At 64.2% G+C, this 26589-nt stretch carries 18 protein-coding genes; 3 read left to right on the forward strand and 15 right to left on the reverse strand.

Annotated features, from left to right (window positions below; all coding sequences use genetic code 11):
• Positions 1 to 199: 199 nt before the first annotated feature.
• Positions 200 to 2302, reverse strand: a complete 2103-nt coding sequence (locus IFT54_RS12410) for a TonB-dependent siderophore receptor (RefSeq protein ID WP_192070869.1) — start codon at positions 2300 to 2302, stop codon at positions 200 to 202.
• A gap of 229 nt (positions 2303 to 2531) precedes the next feature.
• Here IFT54_RS12410 and IFT54_RS12415 point away from each other — a divergent pair, with 229 nt between their 5' ends.
• On the forward strand, positions 2532 to 2876 hold the full coding sequence (locus IFT54_RS12415; RefSeq protein WP_192070870.1) for a PepSY-associated TM helix domain-containing protein: 345 nt from the start codon (positions 2532 to 2534) through the stop codon (positions 2874 to 2876).
• Positions 2877 to 2984: 108 nt separating this feature from the next.
• Here the strand turns inward: IFT54_RS12415 and IFT54_RS12420 are convergent, their stop codons facing one another.
• From IFT54_RS12420 to IFT54_RS12485, 14 genes are all read right to left on the reverse strand, one after another.
• Positions 2985 to 3836 carry a MipA/OmpV family protein gene (locus tag IFT54_RS12420; protein WP_192070871.1) on the reverse strand — a complete coding sequence of 284 codons (852 nt, stop codon included), beginning with the start codon at positions 3834 to 3836 and terminating at the stop codon, positions 2985 to 2987.
• Between the two features lie 41 nt (positions 3837 to 3877).
• The gene (locus IFT54_RS12425) at positions 3878 to 5296 is read right to left on the reverse strand and encodes an efflux transporter outer membrane subunit (protein ID WP_192070872.1); all 1419 of its coding nucleotides are present in this window, start codon (positions 5294 to 5296) and stop codon (positions 3878 to 3880) included.
• Positions 5289 to 8339, reverse strand: a complete 3051-nt coding sequence (locus tag IFT54_RS12430) for an efflux RND transporter permease subunit (RefSeq protein WP_192070873.1) — start codon at positions 8337 to 8339, stop codon at positions 5289 to 5291. Before IFT54_RS12430 ends, IFT54_RS12425 begins: the two co-directional genes overlap by 8 nt.
• Positions 8340 to 8342: 3 nt before the next feature.
• Positions 8343 to 9482, reverse strand: coding sequence for an efflux RND transporter periplasmic adaptor subunit (locus IFT54_RS12435; RefSeq protein ID WP_192070874.1), 1140 nt, complete (start codon positions 9480 to 9482; stop codon positions 8343 to 8345).
• 122 nt (positions 9483 to 9604) lie between these two features.
• Positions 9605 to 10651, reverse strand: a complete 1047-nt coding sequence (locus IFT54_RS12440; RefSeq protein WP_342354822.1) for an AraC family transcriptional regulator — start codon at positions 10649 to 10651, stop codon at positions 9605 to 9607.
• Positions 10652 to 10997: 346 nt separating this feature from the next.
• Positions 10998 to 12590 carry an alkaline phosphatase D family protein gene (locus IFT54_RS12445; RefSeq protein ID WP_192070875.1) on the reverse strand — a complete coding sequence of 531 codons (1593 nt, stop codon included), beginning with the start codon at positions 12588 to 12590 and terminating at the stop codon, positions 10998 to 11000.
• A gap of 22 nt (positions 12591 to 12612) precedes the next feature.
• Positions 12613 to 15252 carry a TonB-dependent receptor gene (locus IFT54_RS12450; protein WP_192070876.1) on the reverse strand — a complete coding sequence of 880 codons (2640 nt, stop codon included), beginning with the start codon at positions 15250 to 15252 and terminating at the stop codon, positions 12613 to 12615.
• 537 nt (positions 15253 to 15789) lie between these two features.
• Positions 15790 to 16569: a cyclase family protein gene (locus tag IFT54_RS12455; RefSeq protein WP_192070877.1), complete on the reverse strand. Its 780-nt coding sequence runs from the start codon at positions 16567 to 16569 to the stop codon at positions 15790 to 15792.
• Positions 16566 to 17720 (reverse strand): alpha/beta hydrolase family protein, encoded by a 1155-nt coding sequence (locus IFT54_RS12460; protein ID WP_192070878.1) that lies wholly within the window; start codon positions 17718 to 17720, stop codon positions 16566 to 16568. The genes IFT54_RS12455 and IFT54_RS12460 overlap by 4 nt, the downstream gene beginning before the upstream one ends.
• Positions 17721 to 17731: 11 nt before the next feature.
• Complete coding sequence (locus tag IFT54_RS12465; protein WP_192070879.1) at positions 17732 to 18157, reverse strand: nuclear transport factor 2 family protein; 426 nt, start codon at positions 18155 to 18157, stop codon at positions 17732 to 17734.
• A gap of 17 nt (positions 18158 to 18174) precedes the next feature.
• Entirely contained in the window at positions 18175 to 19077 is a 903-nt protein-coding gene (locus IFT54_RS12470; RefSeq protein WP_192070880.1) for a VOC family protein, read from the reverse strand.
• A gap of 48 nt (positions 19078 to 19125) precedes the next feature.
• Positions 19126 to 21486, reverse strand: a complete 2361-nt coding sequence (locus IFT54_RS12475) for a beta-glucosidase (RefSeq protein WP_192070881.1) — start codon at positions 21484 to 21486, stop codon at positions 19126 to 19128.
• Positions 21483 to 22049: an NADPH-dependent FMN reductase gene (locus tag IFT54_RS12480; protein WP_192070882.1), complete on the reverse strand. Its 567-nt coding sequence runs from the start codon at positions 22047 to 22049 to the stop codon at positions 21483 to 21485. The genes IFT54_RS12475 and IFT54_RS12480 overlap by 4 nt, the downstream gene beginning before the upstream one ends.
• Positions 22046 to 23152: an LLM class flavin-dependent oxidoreductase gene (locus IFT54_RS12485; RefSeq protein WP_192070883.1), complete on the reverse strand. Its 1107-nt coding sequence runs from the start codon at positions 23150 to 23152 to the stop codon at positions 22046 to 22048. The genes IFT54_RS12480 and IFT54_RS12485 overlap by 4 nt, the downstream gene beginning before the upstream one ends.
• A gap of 154 nt (positions 23153 to 23306) precedes the next feature.
• Between IFT54_RS12485 and IFT54_RS12490 the strand changes: the two genes are divergently transcribed.
• Both IFT54_RS12490 and IFT54_RS12495 read left to right on the forward strand, forming a co-directional pair.
• Positions 23307 to 23975: a TetR/AcrR family transcriptional regulator gene (locus tag IFT54_RS12490; protein ID WP_042467529.1), complete on the forward strand. Its 669-nt coding sequence runs from the start codon at positions 23307 to 23309 to the stop codon at positions 23973 to 23975.
• Between the two features lie 516 nt (positions 23976 to 24491).
• Positions 24492 to 26579 carry a TonB-dependent receptor gene (locus IFT54_RS12495; protein ID WP_342354823.1) on the forward strand — a complete coding sequence of 696 codons (2088 nt, stop codon included), beginning with the start codon at positions 24492 to 24494 and terminating at the stop codon, positions 26577 to 26579.
• Positions 26580 to 26589 lie beyond the last annotated feature (10 nt).

The raw sequence follows: 26589 nt of genomic DNA on the forward strand, positions 1-26589 counted from the left end.
GACGCTCTCGATCGTTCCTGCATGCGGTCGTCCGTGCAAATCGGTTGGCGCCACCGATGGGTAAGCTGGAGCGAACAGCGCCCGGTCGACCGTGATGCAGTGGTAGTCCAGTTGGCTCTACCGCAGGAAAATCCTCCTGGGCTGGCGTTGGCCCGGCGGGCATCCATGCCGCCGAATTGTAATGCGAAGCCGTCGCCTGCTAGAATCGAAAGCCCAGCGTTGCCATAACGTTGCGCGGTGCGGCCATGAAGCAGTCCCCACGCGCGAGGCAGGAGGCGAAACCACGGTTGTCCAGCAGGTTGGTCGCGTTGATGGCCAGGCGCCATTTGTCCCAGCTGATCTCCGCCAGCGCATCGACCGTCGTCCGCGACGGGGTGACGATCGTGTACAGCGTGCCGGGCGCGATCCCGGGGTTGAGACCATAGGGGTCGAGCAACCCGGTCGACTTGCTCTTGCCGCTATACACCACGCCCGCACCGAACCTTAGCTGCGGCCCGCTGGTGTCACCGAAGGTCTTGGTCGACCAGACCGACGCGGTGTGGCGCGGCATATAGTCGAGACTGGTGTTAACGTCGGAATCGAGCTGGCTGTAGCCATAGTTCAGCAGCAGCTCGAAATTGCCCGGCAGCACGCGGCTCGCCTCGAACTCGATGCCCTTGGTGGATAATTCGCCGGATTGGGTCGTCACGTTGTTGGCCAGATAGAGGACGCGGTTGCGCTCCTTGATCTTGAAACCGGTCACGGTGACCAGCGTCCGGGGATCGGGCTGCCATTTTACACCCGCCTCGTATTGCATGCCCATCTGCGGTTTGAAGGGGTCGGTCGGGACGCCGCCAGGCCCCGTCAGCCGGCCGGCGATCGGCAGGAAGCTTTCGGTGTAGCTGAAGAAGGGCGAGACGCCTGCGCCGAGCTCGCCAATGATGCCGGCGCGGAAGGTCGTGGCATTGTCCTCCTGGCCCGAGGAGTTGGTCACATGGTCGCGGCGGGCGCCAACAATCACCGACATGCGATCGAAGAAGCGGATCTGGTCCTGGACATAGACGCCGAGCTGCTTCTGCGAATCATAGGCAAACGGGCCGCTGGGGTCGTAGGTCTGCAGCGACGCATAATCGATGTCGTAGAGATCAACCGTCTCCAACGCCGTGGTCGCGAACCTCTTGCCGACCTTGTTCCAGCTATAGTCGAGGCCGGCCAGCAGCGTGTGCTCGATCTCTGCGCCGGTATTGAACTTGAGCTGGACGTTGTTGTCGGTCGAGAAGACGTTCATCCGCGCATCGCTGGCGTCTGCATACAGCCCGATGGTGCGGCCATCGGTGCCATAAACCGCGAACGGATTGGTCGGGTTGGTATAGCTGTCGGCGTAATGGGTGAAATATTCGAGGTCGCTGTCGATGTATCGTGCCTTCAGGCTGATACGAAGATTGTCCGAGAAGCGATGGACCAGCGACCCGCCACCCTGGAGCGAGCGGCCGGCATAGCGGTCCCAGCCGGCCTTGCCGACGAATGTGTAGGGATCGAGCTGCCCGCCCGGATTGCCGGGATTGGGCGCGAAAGTGCCGACGATCGGCAGGAACTGCGAGGTCGAGCCGGTGTCGTCCTTCTGGTACAGGCCGGCCAGGATCAGATCGGTATCCGCCGTCGGCTGCCAGCGGATCGACGGTGCGAACATCACGCGGTCGTCGGGAACATGATCGATGAAGGTGTCGGAATCGCGCACGCGTCCGACCGCACGGATCGCCAGCGTGTCGCTGAGCGCCAGGTTGATATCCCCTAGCGCCTCCTTGCGGTCATAGCTGCCATAAACGAGGTTCAGCTCGCCGCTGGTGCGGAACTCGGGCGTCTTGGAGACGAGGTTGATGAGACCGCCGATCGAGCCCTGGCCGAACAGCACCGATGCCGGGCCACGTACGATCTCGACCCGCGAGAAATTATACGGGTCCGAGGGGATGCTGGCATAATAGGAGAAAATGTCTCGCATGCCGTCGCGGAACTGCAGCGCGCTGATGCCGCGGACGTTGAAGCCATCGACTCGCGTATCGCGGCCATAGGGATTGGCGAGGACGCCGGCGGCGTACTTCACGGTGTCGCTGATGTTGATCGCGCCCTGCGACAGATACTGGTCGGCCGGGATGATGGTGAGCGGCTGCGGTAGCTCGATCAGCGGGGTTTCGGTCTTTGTGCCGGCGATGGTGCCGGTCACCACAATGTCGTTTTCCGGTGCGGGCGGCTCCGCATCCTGAGCCCAGGCCGCAGAACTGGCCAGCATGCTCGCCACCCCGGCCGCAACGATCAACTTCCCCATATTCCGCCCCTTCGTCTCACTGCAGTCCGATTGTGGGCGCTCTTATATATTTGCGAAAGATTATCAATAGCATTAAGATTGCCTTCCTTGACGCGCACGTACCCAATCCAGTCTCGTCGTCGATGGGCGCGAATTCTGCTGGCCGGGCCAGGCGCGTTCGTGGTGACACTGATGTCGCTTGCCGGCATGCCGCCGCACCCGCCGCTGCGCCCGCCTTGGGGGAGGCCCAATGATCCATCTGAAGAAGGAAGAGACCAAGGCGATGGTCGCGGTGCGCGGCTGGTCTGGCATCCTGCTTGGCCTACTGCTCTATGCCGTGGTGCTGACGGGCGCCGTGGCGGTCTTCGCGCACGAAATCGGCGCATGGTCGGCCGGCCATCTCGCCACGCGCTTGTCGTTCCAGCAGCCGATCGACGCGACGATGCGCCGCCTGACCGCGCAGACCCCGCCGCACTATCGCGAGGCGGTCAATCTGTTCGAGATCGGCGATCACGGCCTGGGCGTGTTCTTTCACCGCCACCAAACCAATGCGAAGGGCGTCCCCGCTGAGAAAGGCGTCCCAGGCCAGCTTTAGTGGCCGGTCGAGCGACCGTCTGGCTAAGATTAACGGGCGTCTGAAGTTGGGAAAGCCGGGGAGGGCATTTAACGGCGACTTATGGGTCTCGCCCGACTTCCCCACGGACTAGAACGTATAAGCAAGTCCGATCGTCCCCAGCCACTGATCGCGCGATCCGGCGATCGCAACGAGCGGACTGCGGGCGATGTCGCCTTCCATGCGTCCATAGGTGCCGCCCGCGACGACCTTGATACCGTGCAATAGGTCGCCGGTGAGCGAATAGCTGCCGATCGCGCCGAACGTCCAGTTCTTGAGGCCACCGCGGGCTGTGTAGACGGGGAGTCCACTCGCCGCGCTCTGTGCCGCGGACACGCTGTAATAGGTCTGCGCATAGCCGCGTTCGACGATGTCGGCGGAGGCGAACACGCCGATCGCGGCCTTGCGCGACAGCGGCGTGACATAAGTGATGCCGGGGCTCCAGATGCCGCTGTCGTGAACCCCGCTGACGTCGTGGCGATAGCCGAGCGTCACCGACAGCGTGTCGTAGGGGCTGGTCAGCACGCCGGTCTTGCCGAGGCCGACATAGCCGCCGAGTTCGACCGCGACGCCAAGCTTGCCGAGCGCGCGGATGCGGCGGTCGTCGATGCTGCCGAGGGCGCTACGGTTGAGATTGAGCTGTGCGATCGGTCCGGCCTGGACGTCCCAGACCGCGCCTGGCGCGTTCTTAACCAGATCGACGCTCAGCTGGTTGCCCGCCAAGGCGAAGCCATAGCCCTTGATCGTCCCGATCGCGGCGGGTGCCGGGGTGATCCGATAGTCGATCGAGCCTTCGTAATCCGGGAGTGCGGCGACCCCGACACCGACGGTGACGGTATCGCGGTACGGATCGGCGGGTGCGTCCTGCGCATGGGCAGGTAGCGTGGTGAACGCCGCCAATGTGCTGCCGAGGATGAGCGACGAAGTTCGGATATAGGGCATGAGAAGGTCCGTGATTAAAATGTGATCGGCGCGGCGAGCGGTCAGCCGCCGAGCGCGCGGTGGAGCTGGACGTGCGCGAGCGCGGCGGCGACGCGCTGGCGAACGACGGCCAACTCCGCGGACAAGGCCGCTTCGCGGGCGTCGAGCAGCGGCGCGGCCGCGATGTCGCCGCGGGCGTAGCGGGCCTCGACCATCGCCACCGTCCGGTTACGCGATGCGAGGTCGCGGTCGAACAGGCTGGTGCGGTCGGCGTCGGCGCGGCTCGCCGACAGCGCGTCGTCGACTTCGCGCCAGGCATTGAGGACGGTCTGGCGGTACGCGAGCGCGGCGGTGCGCTCCTCCGAGCGGCGCAGGTCGAGCTGCCGCTGCAACCGGCCGCCGGAGAAGATCGGCAGCGACAGGCTGGGGCCGATGCTCGTGCTGCGCGCGTTCCAGCCGAAATCGGCGAGGTTCAGCACGTCGATATCGAACAGGCCCGTCAGGCTGATCTTGGGATAGAAATCGGCCTGCGCGACGCCGATCTGCGCGGTCGCTGCGTGGAGCCTTGCTTCGGCTTCGACGATGTCGGGACGTGTGCGGGCAACCTCGGAGGGCACGCGCACCGCCGCCGCCGGGAGCGGGCTTTGAGGCCGCAGCGTCGTGCGATCGAACCGGGCGGTATCGGGCGTGCCACCGACCAGTATCGCCAGCGCGCGCTGGGTCGTGGCCGCCTGGTGGTCGAGCTCGACGATATCGCCGTGCAGAGCGCGTAGCTTCTCGTCGATCGCGGCGAGATCGATCGGTGTGGCGAGACCGCGGGCCAGCAGCACACGCGCGATCGATGCGTTGTTCTCGGCGAGTGCGACCCCGTCCTGCGCGATGCGGCGCTCGTCCCAGAGGCCGCGCAGTTGAAAATAGGTGCGCGCGACCTCGGCCTCGACCGACAGGCGCACGCCGCGCGCGGCGGCTTCGGTGGCCTCAACCGAGGCCTGCGCGGCCTCGGCCTGGCGACGATGGCCACCCCAGAGATCGATTTCCCAGCTAGCGCCGACGCCGACGCTGTAGAGATCGAAGTCGACGCCCTTGGGCGGGGTCGTCGTCGGGGTGAGGCCGAGCAGCGTCTGCGTGACCGAGGCGATCCCCGCGGTGCCGATGCGCTCGCGGTTGTACCCCGCCTGCGGTTCGAGCTGCGGCGCACCGGCGGCGCGAGCTTGGCCGCGCTCGATCCGCGCGGCGGTGATCCGCTCGATCGCCGCGGCGATATCGAGGTTTGTCGAACCTGCGCGTGCCTCCAGCGCGTCGAGCACCGGATCGTCGAAGCTGCGCCACCAGCGCGCATCGGTGGTAGCTTGCACCGGGGTCGTGCCCTGCCAGACCGGCGGCAGGATTGCTGCGGGCGGTGCAAAGTTCGGGCCGACCGTACAACCCGCCAGCGCGACGGCAAGCAGCAGCGGCGCCCGCGAGAGTTTCGGATCATGCATTTTCGTGGTCCTCCTCGGGAAGGCCGGATGTGCGATCGAACGCGAGCGCGTAGAGCGCGGGGAGGGCGACCAGCGTGAGGATCGTCGCGCCGATCAGCCCGCCGATCATCACGATCGCCATCGGCCCCCAGAAGATGTTGAAGCAGAGCGGGATGAACGCGAGTACCGCCGCCAGTGCGGTCAGTACGACCGGACGCGAGCGGCCGATCGTCGCGGCTCGGATCGCTGCGTGCAGGTCCATGCCGTCTGCTTGGTTGTGCGTCACCTGATCGACCAGGATGATCGAGTTGCGCATGATCATCCCCGCCAGTGCGATCAGTCCGAGCAGCGCGACGAACCCAAACGGCGCGCCCGTCAGCACTAGCGCGACCACCGCGCCGATCAGCCCGAGCGGTGCTGTCGCGAGCACCAGCAAGGTCCGGCTGATGCTCTGCAACTGGATCATCAGCAGCACGAGCATCAGCGCGAAGGTGACAGGCAGCAGCGCATAGATCGCGTCGTTCGCCTTGGCCGACAACTCGCTGTCGCCGCCATCCTCGATCCGGTATCCGGCGGGCAGCGATGTCACGATCGCGGCGACGCGCGCGGCGGCGGCGTCAACGACTTCGGACGCCTGCACGTCGCCGGTCATGTCGGCCTGCACGGTCATGCAGAGCTCGCCGTTGCGCGTCCATAGGATCGGCTGCTCGGTGGTCGCGCCGATCTGCGCGACCTGGCCGAGCGGGACCGGCCCGCCCGGCGTGCTGACCGCCATATCGGCGAGCCGCCCCGGATCGGCGCGATCTGCCGCCGTGCCGCGCACGACGATGCCGATCCGCTTGGTCCCACGGAGCACGTCACCCGCCGGCTGGCCCGACATCATGGTCGCGACGTCACCCGCCAGCCGCGCGCGATCGAGCCCCAGCTGCGCGACCCGCTCGGCGTCGAGATCGAGCCGCATCGCGACCGACGGCGTCCCCCAGTCAGCCTGGACCGCAGTCGTTCCCGGCGTGCCGCGCAGCACCGCCTCCAGCCGTGCGACGATGGTCCGCAACATTTCCGGATCGGGGCCAATCACGCGGTATTGCACGGGGAAGCCCGCACTTGGCCCGAGCGACAGGCGGCGGATGTGGAGCTTGGCCTCGGGGGACGCGTGGTTCGCCAGCAGCCGCGCGATGACGCGTTCGCGCGCGTGAAGGTCGGTCGCGACCAGCACCATCGTCGTGGTCGCCGGGTCGGGCAGCGAGGGGCCGTAGGGCAGATAGAAACGTGGCGACCCTTGGCCGATATAGCTGTCGGCCTGCGCGATATCGCGGTCCTTGGCGATGCTGGCCTCGATCTGCTTCACCGCCGCCGATGTCGCGGACAACGAGGACCCCGGTCGCAGGCTGACGTCGACGATGATCTCGGGGCGGTCCGATACGGGAAAGAATTGCTGGCGAACCAGCATCGCGCCCGCGAGACTCGCTATCAACAGCGCCGCGGTCACCGCGACCACCGTCTTGCGGCGCGTCATGCACGCATCGACGACGCGGCGCAGTAGTCGGTAGACCGGCGTGTCGTATATCGCTTCAGCGTCGTGATGCGCGTGCGCCTCGGGGAGCAGCCGCACACCCAGAAACGGCGTGAACACGACTGCGACGACCCAGCTGACCAGCAACGCCGAGCCGGTCACCCAGAAGATCCCGCCGGCATATTCGCTGGTGGTCGATCTCGCGAACCCGACCGGCAGGAATCCGACGATCGTCAGCAGCGTGCCGGTCAGCATTGGGAACGCGGTGTGCGTCCAAGCATGCGCGGCAGCATCGGCCCGGCTCGTGCCCTTTTCGAGCTGGACGACCATCGCCTCGACGCTGATGATCGCGTCGTCCACCAGCAGCCCGAGCGACAAGATCAGCGCGCCGAGCGAAATCCGCTCGAGCCCGATCCCGCTCGCCCCCATGAACAGCGCGACGATCGCCAGCGTTAATGGCACCGACAGCGCGACGACCACGCCGGTCCGCCAGCCCAGCGTCACGAACGCGACCAGCAGGACCACCGTCAGCGCGCAGAAGAACTTGATGAGGAACGCGTTCACCGCCTCGCGAATGTTCTGGCTCTGGTCCTCGACCTGGGTCATCGCGATCCCGGCGGGCAGCGTGCGGCCGAACGTGGCAGCGACCTGTGACAATTGCTTGCCGAAGCCCAGCCCGTCGGCACCAGGCGCCATCGCGACCGCCAGCACCACCGCAGGTTTGGCAGCATGGCGGACCAGCCCGTCGGGCGGATCGGCATAGCCGTTGCTGACTGTGCCGACGTCGCCGATGCTGATCGTCCCGTTCGCGGCAGGGATGACGGTGTTTTCGACCGTATCGACGCCGTCGACCGTACCGCCGATCCGGACGGGGACTCGCACCGACCGTTCGACCACGCCAGCGGGTGCGACGCTGCTGCGCTTTGCCAGCGCCTGCACGACGGCGTCCGGCGACAGCCCCAGCGCGGCAAGCCGGCGCGAGTCGACATCGACGAACAGCCGGCGCGGTACCTCGCCGGTGATCTGCACCTTGCCCGCGCCGGGGATGCGCAGCATCGCGTCGCGCGCCTGCTCGGCCAACGCCACCAACCGCGCATTGTCCGCTCCGATCAGCGTGAAGACATAGCCGTAGACCTCGGCATAGTCGTCATCGGCGGCAACCGTCGCCCCCGCGGGAAGCCCCGGCTCGAGATCCTTCAGCTGTTTGCGAACCTGTTGCCAGATCACCGGCACGCGGTCCTTCGGCGCGCTGTCCTTCAGTGAAATGCGGATCGCGCAACGACCGTCGACGCAGTAGGTCTGGAGGAAATCGAGGTCTTCGGTCGCCCGCAGCCGGCGTTCGATGAGGTCCGCGACCTGGGCGCGCATCTGCGCCGGCGACGCACCCGGCCACGCCGCCGCGACGATCATCTCCTTCAGCGTAAAGGTCGGATCCTCGTCGCGCCCCAGCGCGAAGAATTGCGCAGCGCCGGCCGCGAACAGCAGCGCCATCAGAAAGCCGACGAGCGCGGGATGACGGATCGCCCAGCGCGACAGGTTGAGGCGGTCCATCGCTCAGTTGCCGCCCGCGACTAGGCCGGCCATGACAACGCGCTGCCCTTCCGACAGCGTATCGCCACCACTTGCGACGATCTGCTGGCCATCGGACAGGCCCGAGACGATCGCATCGTCGCCGCGCAGTTCGACCAGATGCACCGGCTGGCGGTGGACGCGATCGCCGCCGCCGCTGCTGGCCCCGTTGCCGGCCTTATCGCCGCCACTCGACAGCGACCAGACGTGCGGCTGGTTGTCCCGTGCGCCGAGTGCGGTCAGCGGCACGCGGATCGTCGCCTTCGGATCGGGCATCCGCAGCGCGAGCGTCGCTGAACTGTTGAACGGGATCTCCGAGACGTCGCCGAGCACGCTGAACCGCGTGGTCCGCAACCGCAGCGCACCGCCAGCCGCCGGTCCGATCAGTCTCAGCCGCACCTCGGCGATCGTGTCAGGCGCGGACCAGAAGCTCGCGTCCGCCATCGTCCCGGTGGCAACCTGCACGCGCTCGGGCAGGAGAACCTCGATTTCGGGACCGCCCGCGGCCAGCCGGACGACGGTGCTGCCGGCCTCGACGACGGTACCCGATTCGACCGTGCGTTCGGTCACGACGCCGTCCTCTGGGGCGATCAGCACCGCGTCGGCGAGCGTCGCTCGGCTGTGGTCGAACGCCGCGCGCGCCGCATCGCGCTTCGCCGCAGAGGCGCTTGCCGTCAGCGCGCGGTCGCGGACCTCGGCGGCTGACAACGCGCCGATCCCGTCGAGGCCGGTGGCACGCCGCGCCGCTTCGCCCGCGCGGATCGCCTCAGCGGTCGCGGCGGCAAGCTCGGCGCGTGCCTGTCCGGTATCGGCGATCGCCTCGGCATGCGAGAGGCGGGCAAGGACCTGCCCGGCGCGGACGTGGTCGCCGACCTGTACGTTCAGCGCGAGCACCCGGCCGCCGGTCTTGAACCCGAGCGCGATATCGCGGCGTGGGCGCAGGACGCCGCCGAGCGTCACGGTCTGTCCGCCGGCGTGATGGATCGTGACCACGTCGACCAGCGTGGCGTCCGATCTGGGCGATACGACCGGTTCGGAGGAACAGCCGGCGCAGGCGAGGAGGGCCAGACCGGCGGTGATCAGTGTGGTCGGCAGCCCGGTCGGGGCAGTGAAAATCATCGGCATCGTCGCGTCCCGTTGTGAACGCGGTTGCCCTGCCTATCCGGGCCGATCCTGGCCTGCAGATCCTCGAAACCGACCAGTCAATTTCGAAAACGACCGGTCCCGACGCTTGTGAACCGGCTTCGCTAGCCTTTGAGGTGCCGCCGTCGAAACGCGCTGGGGGTTTCGCCGAGGCGGTCCTTGAACACGCGGTTGAACATTACGAGGCTGCCGAACCCGGCGTCCATCGCGATCGTCAGGATCGGTACGTCCGCCTGGGCCGGGTCGGCCAGCGCGCTGCGGACTTCGGCGATCCGGTGTTCGTTGAGGTAGTCGCTGACGTTGCGATAGCCGAGCCCGCCATTGATGTGCCGCCGCACGCGATATTCGGGCATCTCGACCTGCGCGGCGATCATTCCGATCGTCAGGTCGGGATCGCGGTAGGCGCGGTCTCGCGTCATTATTGCCGCCAGGCTCTCGCCGAGACCAACGTCGAGCGGTTCTGGCGCTGCAGCCGCTTGAACTTCGCCGACCACTGGGGCGGCGTCAGTGCTCAGGAAAACCTCGGGGTGATGCAATCCAAACAGCAGCGCGGTGATCACGAACGTGCCCATGAACAGCCCGGCGGCGGCGGTCATCTCGGATACGGCCAGTTCGCCGGTTGCACGGCCGACGATCTCGCTGCCAAGCAGCCACAGGATCATGAGCCCGATCGAGACCACGAAGATCGTCCGCGCCTGCCGCCGCGCCTCGACCAAATCGCTTTGCCGATTGCGCCATGCCAGCCACTGCGCATGGATCGCAAACGCCATTCCCCCTAGATAGACCGCGATATCGAGCCCACGGATCGGCGCGGCCAGTCCGCGCCCCTGCAGGCTGACGTACAGCGTGCAGCCCAGGAACGCCGCGGCCAGCGCCACATCGATCGGCTTAGGTCTGAACGCATCGTCGAACCAGGCGCGCGCGAACAGCCAGAACAGGGGAATCGCGGCGCTCGAGCTCAGATCGAGCAGCGGATCGAACGCGGTCGGCGCATGCGGCAACCCCGCCAGTGTACCCACCACCGTACACAGCGTCAGCGCCAATCCGAACCGGCTCGGCAAGGACGCCGGCGACCGCGCGAACACCACCGCCGCCAGCATCAGCAAGCCGATCGCGCCGCCACGGAGCAGAAGGTCGACTTCTAGGATCACTGTCGACGATACTGGGTAGTGCGTAACATCAGCGGCCGAAACCACGGCGCCGTCGATATGTCGAGCATTACCGTTTCTCGTTAATTAGCGTTGAGCGGCAACTTGTCTTTGCTAGTTGGCGCGAGGTTGCCCGGACCCTGGGGCTACTCAATGTCGACCTCCGCATTTCGCGTTCTAAGACGAGGCATCTTAATTGCCGGAAGTAGACCGGTTGGGAGCTTAAACCATCACCGTCTCAAGCTGAACGAATGGCGGAAGTTGGTAGCCGGGAAGGGCACTCGAATGGCCAATTATGGGTCGTCTCTCGGCATACGAGTGGCCTACGCTTCTGACTTCTGAGCACGGGTTAGGCGCTTTGCAACCCCGGCTTGCCACGTTCGGTAACGAAGGTGGTGTGCGTCGAGAGCGTGCCGTTCCGCGTCGCGATCGTGTCCAGAACCTTCAGGTCACCGCGCCACAGATCCCGGCCGACGTCGCACAAGACATAGCCACGCCTGTCGGTGAGCGCCTTGAGATGCGGATTTTCCGTCCGGGATGAGCGGGTATAGTCGTCGTCCTCGCCGACGCCGTCCGCCCCCGAGCTGATCGAGGTAGCAAGATATTCGCTGCTGATGATCTTGCCGTTGCCGTGATCCTGGATCAGGTCGCCGGCGTAATGGCGGTGCGCGTCGCCGCTGACGGTCATGACGTTACCAGGGCACCGCGCGTCGATATGTGCGAGCAGGCGGCGGCGGCTGTTCATGTACCCTGACCATTGGTCCATCGAGACAAGCTGCTCGGGCTGCCCTGCCTTGTGGTAGCCGAGGTTCATCAGGCACACCTGCTGCGCGATCAGGTTCCAGCGTGCCTTCGAGCGATCGAGGCCTTTGAACAGCCATGCCTCCTGCGGTGCGCCCGTGATCGACCGGTCGGCCGCGAAGGCGTCCGGTCCTTGCGGCGCATCGCGATCGCCATAGACCTGATCGGAACGATATTGCCGTGTATCGAGGAAGAACGCGTCCATCAGATCGCCGAAGCGTGCGCCGCGGTACATTTGCATGTGCGATCCGTCGGGCATCGATGAGCGGCGTAGCGGCATATGCTCGTAATAGGCCTGCATCGCCATCGCACGCCGCGTGCGGAACACCTCCGGCGTGGTGTTGTCCTGATCGATGTCGCCGGCCCAATTATTGTCGATTTCGTGATCGTCGAAGCTGACGAACCAGGGCGCGGCGGCGTGCGCGGCCTGGAGATCGGGATCGCTCTTGTACTGGGCGTAGCGCTGGCGGTAATCGCCGATCGAATAGATTTCGTGGCCGAGGTGGCGACGCACCAGCGGCTTCTTCGCGCCGCGCGCCTGTTCGCCGCGGTCCGGCCCCTCGTAGATATAGTCGCCGTAATGGAACACGAAGTCGATCGGTTCGGCGGCGATGTGACGCCATGCGGTGTAATAGCCCTCCTCGTAATGCTGGCAGCCGGCGACGGCGAAGCGCACGCGGTCGAGCGGTGCGCCTGGCGGGGGCAGGGTCGCCCCGCGCCCGGTGCCGCTACGCTCGCCGCCGCAGGTGAAGCGGTACCAATAGGGGCGTGCGGGAGCGAGTCCGGCGACCTCGACATGGACCGAATGCGCCAGTTCAGGGTGTGCGATCGCCTCGCCGCGCTGAAGCACCTGACGGAAGTCGGGATCGGCGGCGACCTCCCAGGCAACGAGCACGGGGGCCATCATCATGCCGCCATCGGGCTGGAGCGGTAGGGGCGCGAGCCGCGTCCAGATGACGAAGCCCGTGGCATCGGGATCGCCGGCCGCGACGCCCAACGTGAACGGCGGGGTGGGGAAGCGCGGGGCCTCGATCAGGTTGCGGGGCCGCACCTCGGCGGCGGAGGCCCGCCAAGGCAGGACACCTGCGGCGGTCAGGCTTCCCAGGGCGGACAGAAGATAGCGGCGATCGACTTCGTACATGGTCGTACCTCTGTTCGGCTTATCAGCGCAGCATGATGTGGAAAAAGGCACCTTGGCCATAGTCGTCGACTTCGCTGACGTAGCGAAGGCCGTTGCCGACCAGGAATTTCGGCTGGTCATTGAGCAGGTTGGTGATCTCGTATTTGAACGTCACGTGTTTCGTCACGCGGTGCCACAGGCCGAGGTTGACGGTAGTCAGCTCCGCGCGGCCGTTGTCGTCCTGCGCGGTCTCGCCGATGCCCTCCATGTAGCTGCCGCGGTGCGTGACGGTCGTGCGGAACGCGCCGTCGATCGCGGGCAGGCGAAGCGTCGCGCCGCCGTTGATGATCCATTTTGGCTGGTAGATCAGCCGGTCCAGGGTTCGCGTCCCCGCATCACTGGTGATCGACATCCGTCCCTTCAGCCAGGTTGCGTTGAAAAACGGATCGATCCGCTGGCCGAACAGGTTGACGTCGTGATCGGCGGCCTGGAACTCGACGCCGTACAGCCGCGAATTGTCGGCGTTGAGCGGCTGGCGGACCCGGTAGTTCACGTCGTCGATCAGCTGCGTCGTGGTCAGCGTGAAGATGTCGTCCTTGATCCACTTGGCGAACGCGCCGAGCGAGATGATGCCGTCCTTGTGGAAATACTGCTCGAACTGGACATCGAGATTGTCCGACCGACGTGGGCGCAGCTCGGGGTTGCCGCGGCTGATCGAGCAATCTGCCCCGCCGCTGTCCTCGTCGCCACAATTGAGCGATTCCGGTTGCGCGATATTGCCCGGCGTAGGGCGGCCGAGCGTGCGGCTGTACGAAAAGCGCAGCTTTTTGCCGCCGGCGAAGTCCTGGATGCCGGTGAACGACGGCAAGAGGTATTGGTACCCGCCTTTGTTCCGCGTCATCACCGCCGACGCTGTGCCGCCGGTGATCGTCGGCTGGAACGCGGAAAAGCGCGTATGGTCGTAGCGGACGCCCGCGACCAGCGTGGTATCGTCGGTGGCGTAATGGAGCGACAAAAACGGCGTTACCAGCCGCTCGGTGTATCGATAATCCCCGGTGATGCTGTCGTAGGTCGAGTTGGGTACGTCCTTGACGAACTTGGGCCACAACTCCTTCTTCACGCGCGCCCAGTCGACCCACGGGAACGATTGCGGTGCGCCCACGGGCACATAGCCTGGATCGTAGAGATAGGTGTTCATCGCCTGGCCAAGCTTGTATTCGGTCATATCGACGTTGCGCGACAGTTCCAGGTTGCGGAATTCGATCCCTGTGACGAACCCGAAGCCACGATCTTCGGGCTCGGCGTTCCATCCATAATCGACGCGCGCATTCGCCAGCCCCTCGTTGGCCATGCGGTATGTCGTCTGCGCTGTGCTGAGCTTGTACGGCGATCCGAGCACGAGGCCCGGCTTGTTGATCCCGGTGACGTAAGGCAGCCCGCCGGTGCCGTCATTGCCCGCCGCCCAGTCGAGCGAAAGCCCAGTCGGATAGGCGCGGACACCGATATAGGGCTGCGTATTGTCGTACCGGGCGCGGGTGTAACCGCCGCGAACGCGCAACGACGAGCGGTCGTCGTGCCATTCGACATTGCCGATCGCGCCGACCGTCGCCTTGTTCCAGGTATCGTAGCGATAGCGTGAATAGAGGCTGTTGATGTCCGATCCGCCACCCTCCGCGGTCAGGTCGCTGACACTGTTCTTGGTGTAGTAATCATTCTTGTTCATCGTCGAGGATTCCCACTGACGATAATTGAACCCGAGCAGCGACGCATAGATGTCGGTGCCAAGCGGACGCCATTCGAACTTCGCCGAACTGCCCGCAGTCTGGAGGCGGTTGGTATAGCTGCCGTAACTATGGTTGTACGGTACGGCGATGCCGTTCCACGCGGGATCGTCGGGGCCAGCCAGCTTCTTGCCGGCGTCGCTGAAGTAATATTTGGTGTCCTGCCACCATTTGCGCGAGTTGCGGATGCGGTTCTCGTAGCGCGCCGACAGAACCACGCCGAACTGATCGCCCGCGCCGAACTTGTCCGCGAACACCATCTTGCCACCAGCGCCGAAATGCGGCGTGCTGCCGTCGCCGGCGTTGCTGCCGCCATCGCCCCTGAACGACGAATAGATACCATAGCCGTCGACCATGACATAGCGGCGCTTGAGGGCAAACGCGCTGCGCGTGACGATGTCGACGATCCCCCCGATCGCCGCACCATCCTGTTCGGCGGTAAAGGTCTTGTAGACGTCGTTGTGAAAGGCGAGTTCCGACGGGATCTGCTGGAGGTTGACCTTGCGCGATCCTTCGCCGTCGTTGCCGATCGTCGCGAGGGTGATCCCGTCGATCGTGGTCTGGTTGAGATCGGGCGAGATGCCGCGGATACTGACGAACCGCGGCGCATCGCCGTCCTCGATCGCGCTGATACCGGGCAGCAGGATCAACTGGCCTGCGACGCTGCCGTCGGCTGACAGCGTTTCGAGATCGTCGAACACGATTGAGTCACGTACCGACGTCGATTGTTCCTTGTCCGAGCGGATCGCGCGATCGCCCATGACGATGATGTCGGACTTTATCTGATCGGGGTCAGCGGTCGGGTCTTCGGCGTTTGCGGCACTAGCTACGAACAACAGCGGAAGCGCACAGGCCGCGGACGCGGCCAACCGGACGCGTCTGGCGGGCGAAAGGAACAACATTGAACCAGCATCTCCGAAAGGGGCGGGCAGAGGCTTCCCCAGAACGGAACGGCTGGCCCACCCAATGTAAGACCAATCTGCGGTCTCGAGCGCCTCGCCTATGATATCAACGCGACATAATCGCGTCAGTTATGATGACCTTTTATGACGGTCGGCATTATTAAGGCGCATTGTTCGGCCGCGTATCAAAGCTGTTCAGTACTGAGCTACGCCCGTACTCAGGAGCGCGACCAGGCAAGGCGGCTAATCTTGCATCGTTCGGGACGACTTTCGGAAGCCATCGATTTCCAGGCAGTCATTTCGACCGACCGCTTAAACGGAAGGCAAGCGTTACCGTGGAACTCCATGAATGAAGGGCGGAAGTTGGGAGGCGGGGAAGGGCACCCAAACGGCGACTTATGGGTCATTCTTGGGCTAGCTATAAATCTAGATTAATTGGCCATATCTTAGGTCATAATTACGGCACATCGCCTTAATCTTTGAGTGGGACCTAAACGTTTAGCTGGGATTGCGCGTCAAAATCCTGAAGCGACTGTCTTAATCGTTTAGGATAGCGACCGCCCGTGTCCAGCCAGCGGAGCCATGCTTTATCTTTGCTGGAAAACAGGAAACCATGAAGCCGTTGCAGGGTAGGCGATCAAGGTTAGTGAGCTTTTCCATGTGGCAATAGCCGATGTCTCGGCCTGCCTTATGCCCCTCCCAGATCAGCGAGGTGTCGCCCGTCTCCTCAACCCGCTTGGCGGTGTGGCCGAACGGCGCGTCCCAAGACCATGCGTCGGTACCCGTCACGCGAACGCCGCGCGAGGTCAGGTACAGCGTAGCTTCGTAGCCGATGCCACATCCTTTCGCGAGAAAGTCGGCTTGGCCGAGCGCCGCGCCAGCGGCCGTATTGATCAGCACGATATCCAATGGCCGAAGCGTGTGACCGGCCGCGTCGAGCGCTGCCGCCATCTCGTCCGCCGTCACGACATGACCGTCAGGGAAGTGCCGCATGTCGAGCTTGACCCCCGGCTGGAAGCACCACTCCAGAGGCACTTCATCAATCGTGATCGCACGTTCGCCGCCGTTCATCGTCGGATGGTAGTGCCACGGTGCATCGAGATGCGTTCCGTTATGCGTCGACAGCGTCAACGTCTCCGATGCAGCGAACCCTAGCCCGCCGGGAACTTGTTCGGCAGTGACACCTGGGAAGAAGGTTTGAAGCTCAGCGACGGTTTGGTCGTGCGTCTGATATGCGATCGAGGGTCGCATGAACGGTGGATCCGTTATCACGTCGGGATCGAGCGTGATCGACAGGTCGATAAACGTCCGCGTCATGCGACATGTCCTCCCAATGCTTCTGCGAGCCAGTCGGCGATGAAGTCGCGGCCGAAGCTCATATTATCGACGCCGACATGCTCGACACCGCCTTCGCGTTCGGTGAAGAACTTGAGTTCGCGTTTGGGGCTGTTGACGAGCTGGTCGTAGGTCCGGTGCGCATAGTCGCGGCCGATTTGTCTGTCATTGTCGCCGTGCGTCACTAGGAACGGCACCGTGATCCGGTCCAGTATGCCCTCGAGCGTCATACCGGCAGCCTTGTCGAGGAACTCGTCCATGTCCTTGGCACCGAACACCCACATGACGTGATTCCAGTAGTGCGGCACGGGATTCTCGCCCTCGCGGCGCAGGCGCTTCTGCTGCACTTCCGCCCAGTCGTGGTTGGCGCCCCAAACCGCCGCTGCAGCGAACCGTGGTTCGAAGGCGACCGCCCTTGGTACGAAATACCCGCCGAGCGAAATGCCCGAGAGCCCGATCCGCGTAGCATCGACGCCGGCTAGCTTTTCCAGCCAGTCGACGACAGGGGTCGCCCAGCGCTCGCTTTCGTGGGTGGCGTGCAGCCCGCCTGAGCGCAGCGCCTCACCCGACCCTGGCTGATCGATGCACAAGGTGGATATTCCACGGCGCAGCAGGGCCTGAGGTAGGCCGGTCCAGTAGAGAAGCTCCTTGCAGCTATCGAGCCCGTTGACGAACACGACGACGGGCGCCTTGCCCGGTGCTTGCGTGAACACCCCCGGCACCATGCCTCCCGGAATCGCAATCTCCACGCGTTCTGCGTTGTCCTTGCCCAGCGCCATGGCGCGCCGGAAACTGTCCTGACCCTTTGCGAACGTGGCGTTGCGCTCCGGCGTGCCTTGTCCCTGCATCCGTTCGGCGGTGATGTAGTACAGGCTTGCGCGCTGGAGTTTTGTGCCGGCGGATAAGTGCCGCCCCAATGCCTCGTCCTCGGCGGCAAGAACGACCAGCTTGTCGGCCATCTTGACCCATTCGCGCATGAACTGCGGGGTACCCGCGTCCTCGCCCGACTGTGCCGCTTCCAGCAGAGGGCGGCACATCTCCTCGATTTCGCCGATCCGCGCACCGCTTTCGATCGCGATGTCGACCGAGAGGTTCCAGACGTAATTATTGGGGAAATATTGGAACATGGCCATGGTGCAGATACTCAGAACATGGGGTGGGGGTTTTTGGACGATTGCGGCATCGGCTGGATGACATCCCAATGCTCGACGATCTTACCATCCTTGAGGCGATAGATATCCGCTACGGCGCCGCCAGCCGTCTTCGGATCGCCGCGACCGAACAAATGGATGATCGCCAGATCGCCATCGACGACGATCCGTTTCACAACGAATGTCGCGCCGGGCGTCGAAAACAAGGGCTCCAGCGACGTTATGGCCATGGCGCGACCGTCGGCGATGCCGGGATTGTGCTGGACGTAGTCCGGAACCACGAAGTCGTCGAACGCTCGCCGCACGTCTTTCGCGCGGTACAGGATATCGGCGAACCGCGTCATGATCGCGCGATTTCGTTCGGTCTCGTCGGCTCGACGGGCCATGGCCGGCATCGCCATCAGGGCGATGCCGGCCATGGCTATACCGGCCCGGATCATGCCGCGGCCGGAGTCCAGAGGCCCGCATCGGGTGCGGGCTTGGGCATGGTCTGTGGACCGCCGACGCCAGTACCCCATTGGTCCATCGTGTCCGGCGAGGGGACGTGGACCGTATGCTGGTGATGATCGTCGTCGACCTCTTCCAGTTCCGACGTATATTCGACGACGTTCATCGCCGGCGTCGTGAAATAGCTGAACGTGTTGTTGCCCGCGGTATGGCGGCCCGGTCCCCATTTGATGTCGACGTCGTTCTTTTTGAGGCGGGCGATGCCCTTCATCATGTCGTCGATCGTCAGCACGTCATAGGCGACGTGGTTGAGGCACGGCGGTCCTGGTAGGAAGGCGAGACGGTGATGCCACGCATTGCAGCGCATGAAGCACATAAAGTCGCCGAGCCAATCTGAGACACGGAAACCGAGTGCCTTCTCGTACCACGCCACGGTCGCCCGGTGGTCGGGCGAATGCATGACGATGTGACTGATCTTGACCGGGATCGCCTCGCCGCGCTTCAGATCGCGTGACTCCCCGCGCTCGACCTCCGCCGAGACCTCCAGCGTGTGGCCATCAGGATCGAAGAACCGGAAGCCGTAGCCGCCACCCAGGGTCGTCTGCTCGTGAGGCTCGGTGATGATCTTGCCCCCCGCATCTTTGACCTGCGCGAAAAGGGCATCGACGTCGGCGCGCGTCTCGGCTGCCCATGCCATCACGTCGATCCGTTGTACGGCGTCCTGACGGAGACGTACGACATATTTCTCGGGCGTACCTGCGGCGGCGAAATACACCATGCCGTCATCGGCTTCGACCTCCGTCAGCCCCCAAACGTCGGCGTAGAACCGCCGTTCGGCTTCCAGGTCTGGAACTGCATAGCCGACGTAACGGACTTCTGAAACGCGTGCCATATCCACTCTCCTTGCCTGCCGATCAGCGCCGGCATTGTAAATTCATCGTCAGTCGAACGCGACGGTTACCGATAGCGGAAGGTCCAGCGACGATCCGCCAATGCGCAGCGTGGTCTGGCCCGATGCGAACACCCATCGATTGCCGCTCCATCGCCGCAGCGCGATCGGATTGACGAAGAGATGAATGTCCACCGTGCTGCCCGCAGCGACGACCTGTTTGGCGAAACCGGCCAGAGGACCGTCGGTACGATATGCCTGGACGACGGCGGCGCTGTCGCGCGAACCGTCGTTGCGCACGGTCACGACCAAATCGACGCCGTGATCGGACCGGGTGGTCGCGGTTGCGGCGACGTAGGTGAAGCGGCCGTAGCCAAGCCCTTCGCCAAACGCGAACGCTGGACGGACGCCCGCCGTGATCATCCCGCGGTAGCCAATGCCGATGCCCTCGGCATAAGGCAGCCGGCCGTCGGCGTCGGGTGTCGCATGTAACGCGGGATACTGGTCCTCCGATGCCGCCAGTGCGACGGGCAAGCGCCCCGATGGTTCGAGATCGCCTGCAACGACAGCGGCGAGCGCAGGCCCAAACGCCTCGCCTGGATACCAGACCGCCAGCAACGCCGCGGCGTCGGTGGCGAACCTTGTATCGAAGGCGTGGCCGACATTGACCGCTACGATCGTTCGCGGGTTGGCGGCGATCACGCGCGCGGCGAGTTCCTGCTGGTCGAGGGGGATCGCGGTGGTATCGCGATCCTTGCTTTCAACGCCGGCGTCCGCGGTCTCGCCGACGAGCAGCAGCACCGCGTCGGCGCCCCGAGCGATTGCCTCCGCCTCGGCCAGCAAGGTTGCCGCGTCGTTCGGTACCCCAAGCCCGAACCATAACCCATGGGCACGTGCTGGCGTGTACCGAAGCTCTGCTTCGATAAGTACAGGTATCCCCGCTTCGAGCAGGACTTCGACATGGTCGCTGTCGCCGCTTTTCAGCGCGCCCATGACGTCGCTTGCCGGGATCTCGCGTTCCGCAGCGAACACCTGCCGGCCATCAACGACCAGTCGTACCGATCCGGTGCCACCGATGTGCAGGCGGTGCATGCCCGTGACCGTCGGCATTATCCGCCCACTGGCCCGGATACCGCCGTTGCGGTCGAACGCGCCGAGGTCATGCATACCGTGAAACCACGTCAGCGAATTGGTGTTCCGCGTCTCACTGCCGAGCAGGCTTGCAGCGAAATCATGGCCACCGAAGTAATCGACGGTCATGCCGACGTCGCAGCCATCGCCGAGATCGCGCGCGGGGAGTGCAGGCATTGCCGGCAGCCGCGGCGAGGGGGGGCAGCCGGGAGCGAAGACGATCGTCTCCGCGCCGAACCGCGCGCGCAGCGCCTCGACCGGCGGGATCGCATCGGGGCGGAGCGCGATCTTGGCGAACGTGCCACCCTGAAAGCAGGGGGCGAGCGCATTTGGTCCGATGACCGCCAACTGGCGAACGCTGCCCGGCGCAACCGGCAACAGGTCGCTATCATTGCGCAGCAGCGTGAAACCAGCGGCGGCTGCCTGGGCCAGGATGGTATCTCGATCCCCCGGCTCAGCGCCTGCATCGCCGCCGGCCCAGGTTCGGGCAGCGATCTGGATCCTGTCGACCGCTTCCTCGATCCGGTTGACACCAACTGTACCATCAGCCGCTGCGTCGCGCAGCTTCGTGCCCATGAACCGGGCGGGGCCAGGCATTTCGAGATCAAGCCCCGCGTTCAGGGACTCCGCGCCGGCATGCGTACCGAACCAGTCGCTTACCGTGAAACCACCGTAGCGCCATTCGTGGCGCAGGATGTCGGTCAGGACGGGCGCGTTCTGCGCGCAATAGTCGCCGTTGACGCGGTTATAGGCCGTCAGGATGCCGGCACAGCCAGCCCGGGCCACCATTTCAAACGGAAGCAGATAAATTTCGCGCAACGTCGTCTCGTCGACGATCGCGTCGTACCGATCGCGCTGCGTTTCGGAGTCGTTGCAGACCAGATGCTTGGCAATGCTGCCGACACGGCGGCTCTGCAAACCCCTGCTCCACGCGACGCCGAGCGTTCCGGCAAGCAGGGGATCTTCGCCGAACATCTCGAACACCCGGCCGGCGTTCGGCGAGCGAGCGAGATTGAGATTGGGCGCCAGCACCATGTCAACGCCCTTGCGCTTCGCTTCGCCGCCGACCAGCGCGCCGACAACGCCGGCGAGTGCCCGGTCCCAGCTTGCCGCCAGTGCGATGCCGCTCGGAGTCAGGATCGATACGTCGCGCTCGTCGACCCGGCCGCTCGCGATGCCCATGGGACCGTCGGCCATCTTGGCGGATGGGACGTCGTTCGCGGCAACGGTCGACCACATGTCGCGGCCCGCCGTGAACGATAGCAGCGTGTCGTTGATCATCGCGTAGCTCCGGCAAGCAACAGGATCTGGTCGGCCTGCATCGCGACCTGACGTCGCAGGCCGTCGTCGGCGAGCGATCCGTCCTGCGCGAACGGTTGCTGCTCGACGGTATTCACCGCAATGCCGATCGGGGTCGGCCAGCCGCGCATTGCATGCACGATCCCGCGCAATGCCTGAAGCGTGACGCCGCAGGCCTGCCAGCCTGCTGCGGTGACGACCAGCCCGACGGCACGGCCATCGAAATAGACCCGGCAGTCGTCCCGTAGATCCTCGAGGAGATCTATGGCGTTCTTCACCAGACCCGACACGCCGCCATGATAGCCCGGCGAGCCGATCACGATCCCGTCGGCGGCGCGGACGGCTTCGACGAATTCGCGCTGGGCATCGCTGCGCTCGGCGTTTTCAGGGGCGAAATGGGGGAGCGCAGACAGTTCTGCACCACCGAACATGCGCGTCGTCGCCCCGTTCCGCTCAGTCGCGGCAAGAACCGCTCTGACCATCCGTTCGCCGGATGATCCTGGCCGCGTGGTCCCCCCGATGCCAACGATGTACGGCGCGATCATTGCGCGGACTTGAACTGTGGCATGACGTCGCGTGCCAGCAGGTCGAGCGTGCGGTTCGCCCATTCGAGCCGCTGCGGATCGAGCGGCCCGGTCGTCGTGCCGCATAGCACGTTGCCGATGCCGAGCTCTGCATAAGGGGCGAGATGGTCGGCGACCGTCTTTGGACTGCCGTGCAGGCACCAGGTCGCGATCCAGTCCTCGGTAAGCGCCATTGGCGTGTCGTCGGTCTTCTGGTTCGCGGCATCGCGCTCGGCTGCGTCGTTATAATATTTCTCGCGATCGACCGCAGCCTGGTAGGCGCGCAGGATGATCTCCAGTTCCTCGCGTGCCTGGTCGTCGCTTTCGGCGATGTGGACGCATTGATAGGTGTGGGTTGTCCAGGACAGGGCATCCGCGACGATCGCCTCGTCATGACCGGCCGCCTCGAGCATGGCGCGATAAGCGGTGAAGTATTTGGTGACGTGCTTGAGCGGCTCGGTACCGCCGATGTTCGGCGGCGTGAACGCGGGAATGAACGCCGGCCAGCCATGCTCCGCGGCACGGCGTGCGCTGGCCTCCTTCATGGCAACGGGCATCAGCCGCGCGTGACGTTTGCCGTACATCGCAGGCGCGATGCGCTGCAGCACCTTGCCCTTATAGGGTCCGTTCTCGAATTCGATCGGCGCGTCGTCAATCTGCTTGGCCCAGAGCTTCTCGGCGATGGCAAGGTTGGCCTCCGCAATCGCCGAGGCTTCCTTGTAGTTCACGCCGAAGCCGATCATCTCCTCGGGCGTGGTACCAGACCCTACGCCGACTAGAAGCCTGCCCTCCGTCAACTGATCCAGGATGTTGACGCGTTCGGCAAAGCGGACTGGACTGTGAAGCGGAACCGAGGTGACTGAGAAGCCGAAATGCACTTTCTTCAGCTGGCCGGCCAGATAAGCGGCGAACATCATCGGGTCGCTCGCGACGGGCATGTAGCCGGTGAAGTGATGGTCGGGAAGAAAGACCGCGTCGAAGCCAAGGTCCTCGGCTTTCTTTGCGTGATCGACGAGATCGAGGATCAATTGACGGTCCTGGTCCGCAGCCGTGGTGCGGGCATTCAAGAAAACCGAAAATCGCATCAAATCTCTCCCGAAGTGGCGGGTTTGTCCCCTGCCGATTTGCCTTTCGTCCGTCACAAAGTGTAACTGACTAGTAGCGGTTCAGAACTAGAACCGTCATTCTGAATTGAGTGATAGCGGCCTGTTGCGCCGCGTGTCAACGGGGACGTTCGCGATGCCTGCAAAAGCGATGACGATAGAAATGGAGCTTGCCGCCACGCCCTCGCGCGTCCCGCAGCAGGGGCGTAGCCGAGCGTCGTACGACCGGATGATCGCCGCGGCTGAAGACCTGCTGCGCGAACGCGGCAGCGATGATTTCACGCTTCTCGAGGTCAGCAAGGCTGGCAAAGTTTCGATCGGTTCGATCTACAACCGGTTCGACAGCAAGGACGATTTGATCCGAGCGGTGCAGGGCCGTGTGCTCCTCGCCGTCGACAAGGCGCAACGCGAAGTCGTCGACCGTGCCGAGTCGCAAGCCGATGATCTCAGGACACTCGTTCCCTTGATCATCGATGGGATCGCCGAATGTCTTCACGAACATGCCGATCTGATGCGCCCGATGATGCTGCGTGCCGGATCGGATCCCATCGTGCTGGCTGCCGGCAAACGCAGCTACATGGAGGTGGAGAACCTGGTCTGCACGGCGCTTCTGGCGCATCGTGACGAGATTAAGCGGCCCGATCCCGAACGCGCCGTCGCGTCTGCTTATCGCATCGCCTATTCTGCGATTGCACGTGCGCTTGGTTTCGGCGCTACCCCTGGAAATGGGGTGGAAGGGGAATGGAAGGTCCTGAAAGAGGATCTCGGCCATATGGCGTCTGCATATCTTCGCTCAGCCGACTGATCGCAGGGAACGCTAAGAATCGCGCCGGAGCGCCGGCGCGACTGCCCGGACCAAAATGTCGACCCCAAGGCGTGCAGCAGTTCGCCGATGCTGCCGGCGCTCGTGCAAAAACTTGTCATTCGTACGACGGGCATCGTCCAAAACCAGTTCGCCGTCACGACTACGGGTATGGCGCTGGTCGACCACGTAAATATCTGATGTCGCCGGCTCTTGCGGCCCTGATGCCACTGCTTGACAGCCCTAACAAAGCATCTATTAGAACCATAGTTCTTATTCGTACCAGCGCGGGGAAAAACCCGCCGATCGAGAAGGGAGAGGATCATAATGCGCAATGCACCCGTAATCCGTGTTCTTTTGGCCGGAGCCGCAACGCTGGCGATGACCGCGACCGCGCAGGCTCAGCAAACGCCACCATCCGAAGCTCCCCCGGCTCCCATCGAAGCGACACCGACGGAAGGCGCAGCGACAACGGCAGGCACAGCGCAGGACGATGCGGGTCAGTTAGGCGATATCATCGTGACTGCGCAGAAGCGCGCTACTGGGATCCAGGATACGCCGATCGCGATGCGTGCGTTCGACGGGGATCAGCTCATCAAGAGCGGCGTCGGCGATTTGAACGGACTTACGCGCCTCGCACCCGACCTCAACCTGACGACCGAAACCCTGTTCACGCGCATCAGCATCCGCGGTGTCGGAAGCCAGGATGTCTCGGAAACCGCAGACGGCGCACTGACGATCAACATCGACGGGGAGTACATCAACCGCCCGGTCGCCTTGAATGCCGCCTTGTTCGATCTCGAGCGGGTTGAAATCCTGCGTGGCCCGCAAGGAACACTGTACGGTCGCAACTCGACGGCGGGCGCTCTGAACGTGATTGCCGCCAAGCCGTTGCTGGGTGACGTTTCCGGCTTCGCGACGGTCGGCTACGGCAACTATGATTCAAAGACGGCGCAAGCTGCCGTCAATCTGCCACTTGGTGACAAGGTGGCCGTCCGCATTGCGGGCCTCCATTCCGATCATGACGGCTATACGAACAACGCCCCCGGCGGAAAGGGCGATACGGGCAACTCCGACGCACTTCGAGCCTCGATCTATGCCGAGCCGTTCGACCGCCTTAAACTCTACTTCGCCGGCGAATATGTCGACGTGAACCAGAGCGCGCCGTCGCAATTTGGCGTTCAGGTCTCGGCGACCTCGCCCGGCCTGGTCACGCTGCCGTCCGGTGCGATCGTGCCGTCGCAGTTCAAGCCGACGTTCGACCGCGACAGCTATCCCCTGGCCGATGTCGGTTTCTTTCGGACCAAACAATATGCGGTCCGTGGTCGCGCGGACCTGGATCTGGATTTTGCGACGCTCAGCTATATCGGCGGCTACCGCGACGTGAACGTCAGCTCGCGCCAGCCCCTGAACGGGTACGTGCCAGCCGTCTTCACCTACTATAACAACCGGATAGACTCCGTCACGCAGAGCCATGAAATCCGTCTCGCGGGCGGCAAGGAAGGCGCATTCATCTGGCAGGCCGGCGGCTTCTACTACAAGGAGTCGCAGGATATCGCCCGGGGCCTCTTCCTGCCGCAAGCGGGACCAAACGGTAGTTTGCTGAACTTTTTCTATAGACCCTATGTCGACTCGACGTCGAAAGCCGCATTCGGTCAGGCCACCTACTGGGTTCTGCCCGACACGCTCAGCTTGACGGGCGGCATTCGCTACACGGACGACAAGAAGCGTGGCCGCTACGACAATTACGGTTTCCAGTTCAATTCCGGGCCGACGCCACCCGCTGACGGATCGCCCGGTGCCGTCACCACCTTCCCGCGCCAGGAATCGAACAAGGTCACGTGGAACGCCGGCGTCGACTTCAAGGCAGCCCGTGATAACCTGCTCTATGCAAAGGTCTCGACCGGATACAAGGGCGGTGGCTTCGACAATGTTGGAGACTATGCACCGGAGACGCTGACGGCGTATGAGATCGGATCGAAGAACCGCTTTGCGGACCGGACGGTCGAGTTCAACGTCTCGGCCTTCTACTACAAATACACCAACCAGCAGGTTCAGGTGCTACTCGATACGTCGGTCGGTGCCCGGACGCTCAACGCGGGCAAGTCGCGGATCTGGGGTATCGAGACCGATAGCACGTTCGTCCTGTCCGATCGCGATCGCGCGCATCTGACCTTCAATTACCTGGATGCGAAGTTCACCGACTTCCCGGGTGCGGTGTCCGGTTTGAATGGGACGTTCCCGATCGACCTGTCCGGCAACACGCCACCTCAGGCACCAAAGGTCACGATCGCGGTCGGCTACGATCACACCTTCCCGATCGGCGACGGCAAGCTCGTCGCAAGTGGATTTTCGCGCTTCAAGTCGCAGTATTTCCTGACGCCGTTCAACTGGGAAGCCGAGCGCCAGCAGGCATACACGCAGACCGATCTCAGCCTCGAATATTCGGCACCAGGCGATCGCTTCTCGATCCAGGGCTTCGTTCGCAATCTCGAGAACGAACGGCCGATCGGCTACGGCTTCTTCACCGGGGGTGGCATCAACGTCTACAATTTTAGTTTCGGTGCCCCGCGGACCTACGGTGCGCAAGCGACCATCAAGTTCTAGGACACAGGTA

This window comes from Sphingomonas sp. CFBP 13714 (assembly GCF_014842205.1).
Taxonomy (GTDB): Bacteria; Pseudomonadota; Alphaproteobacteria; order Sphingomonadales; family Sphingomonadaceae; genus Sphingomonas; species Sphingomonas aerolata.

Bases quoted from the DNA above. Each gene is read 5' to 3' on its own strand.
- IFT54_RS12410 (WP_192070869.1), bottom strand. From the start codon at position 2,302: ATGGGGAAGTTGATCGTTGCGGCCGGGGTGGCGAGCATGCTGGCCAGT.
- IFT54_RS12415 (WP_192070870.1), top strand. From the start codon at position 2,532: ATGATCCATCTGAAGAAGGAAGAGACCAAGGCGATGGTCGCGGTGCGC.
- IFT54_RS12420 (WP_192070871.1), bottom strand. From the start codon at position 3,836: ATGCCCTATATCCGAACTTCGTCGCTCATCCTCGGCAGCACATTGGCG.
- IFT54_RS12425 (WP_192070872.1), bottom strand. From the start codon at position 5,296: ATGCATGATCCGAAACTCTCGCGGGCGCCGCTGCTGCTTGCCGTCGCG.
- IFT54_RS12430 (WP_192070873.1), bottom strand. From the start codon at position 8,339: ATGGACCGCCTCAACCTGTCGCGCTGGGCGATCCGTCATCCCGCGCTC.
- IFT54_RS12435 (WP_192070874.1), bottom strand. From the start codon at position 9,482: ATGCCGATGATTTTCACTGCCCCGACCGGGCTGCCGACCACACTGATC.
- IFT54_RS12445 (WP_192070875.1), bottom strand. From the start codon at position 12,590: ATGTACGAAGTCGATCGCCGCTATCTTCTGTCCGCCCTGGGAAGCCTG.
- IFT54_RS12450 (WP_192070876.1), bottom strand. From the start codon at position 15,252: ATGTTGTTCCTTTCGCCCGCCAGACGCGTCCGGTTGGCCGCGTCCGCG.
- IFT54_RS12455 (WP_192070877.1), bottom strand. From the start codon at position 16,569: ATGACGCGGACGTTTATCGACCTGTCGATCACGCTCGATCCCGACGTG.
- IFT54_RS12460 (WP_192070878.1), bottom strand. From the start codon at position 17,720: ATGGCCATGTTCCAATATTTCCCCAATAATTACGTCTGGAACCTCTCG.
- IFT54_RS12465 (WP_192070879.1), bottom strand. From the start codon at position 18,157: ATGGCCGGCATCGCCCTGATGGCGATGCCGGCCATGGCCCGTCGAGCC.
- IFT54_RS12470 (WP_192070880.1), bottom strand. From the start codon at position 19,077: ATGGCACGCGTTTCAGAAGTCCGTTACGTCGGCTATGCAGTTCCAGAC.
- IFT54_RS12475 (WP_192070881.1), bottom strand. From the start codon at position 21,486: ATGATCAACGACACGCTGCTATCGTTCACGGCGGGCCGCGACATGTGG.
- IFT54_RS12480 (WP_192070882.1), bottom strand. From the start codon at position 22,049: ATGATCGCGCCGTACATCGTTGGCATCGGGGGGACCACGCGGCCAGGA.
- IFT54_RS12485 (WP_192070883.1), bottom strand. From the start codon at position 23,152: ATGCGATTTTCGGTTTTCTTGAATGCCCGCACCACGGCTGCGGACCAG.
- IFT54_RS12490 (WP_042467529.1), top strand. From the start codon at position 23,307: ATGCCTGCAAAAGCGATGACGATAGAAATGGAGCTTGCCGCCACGCCC.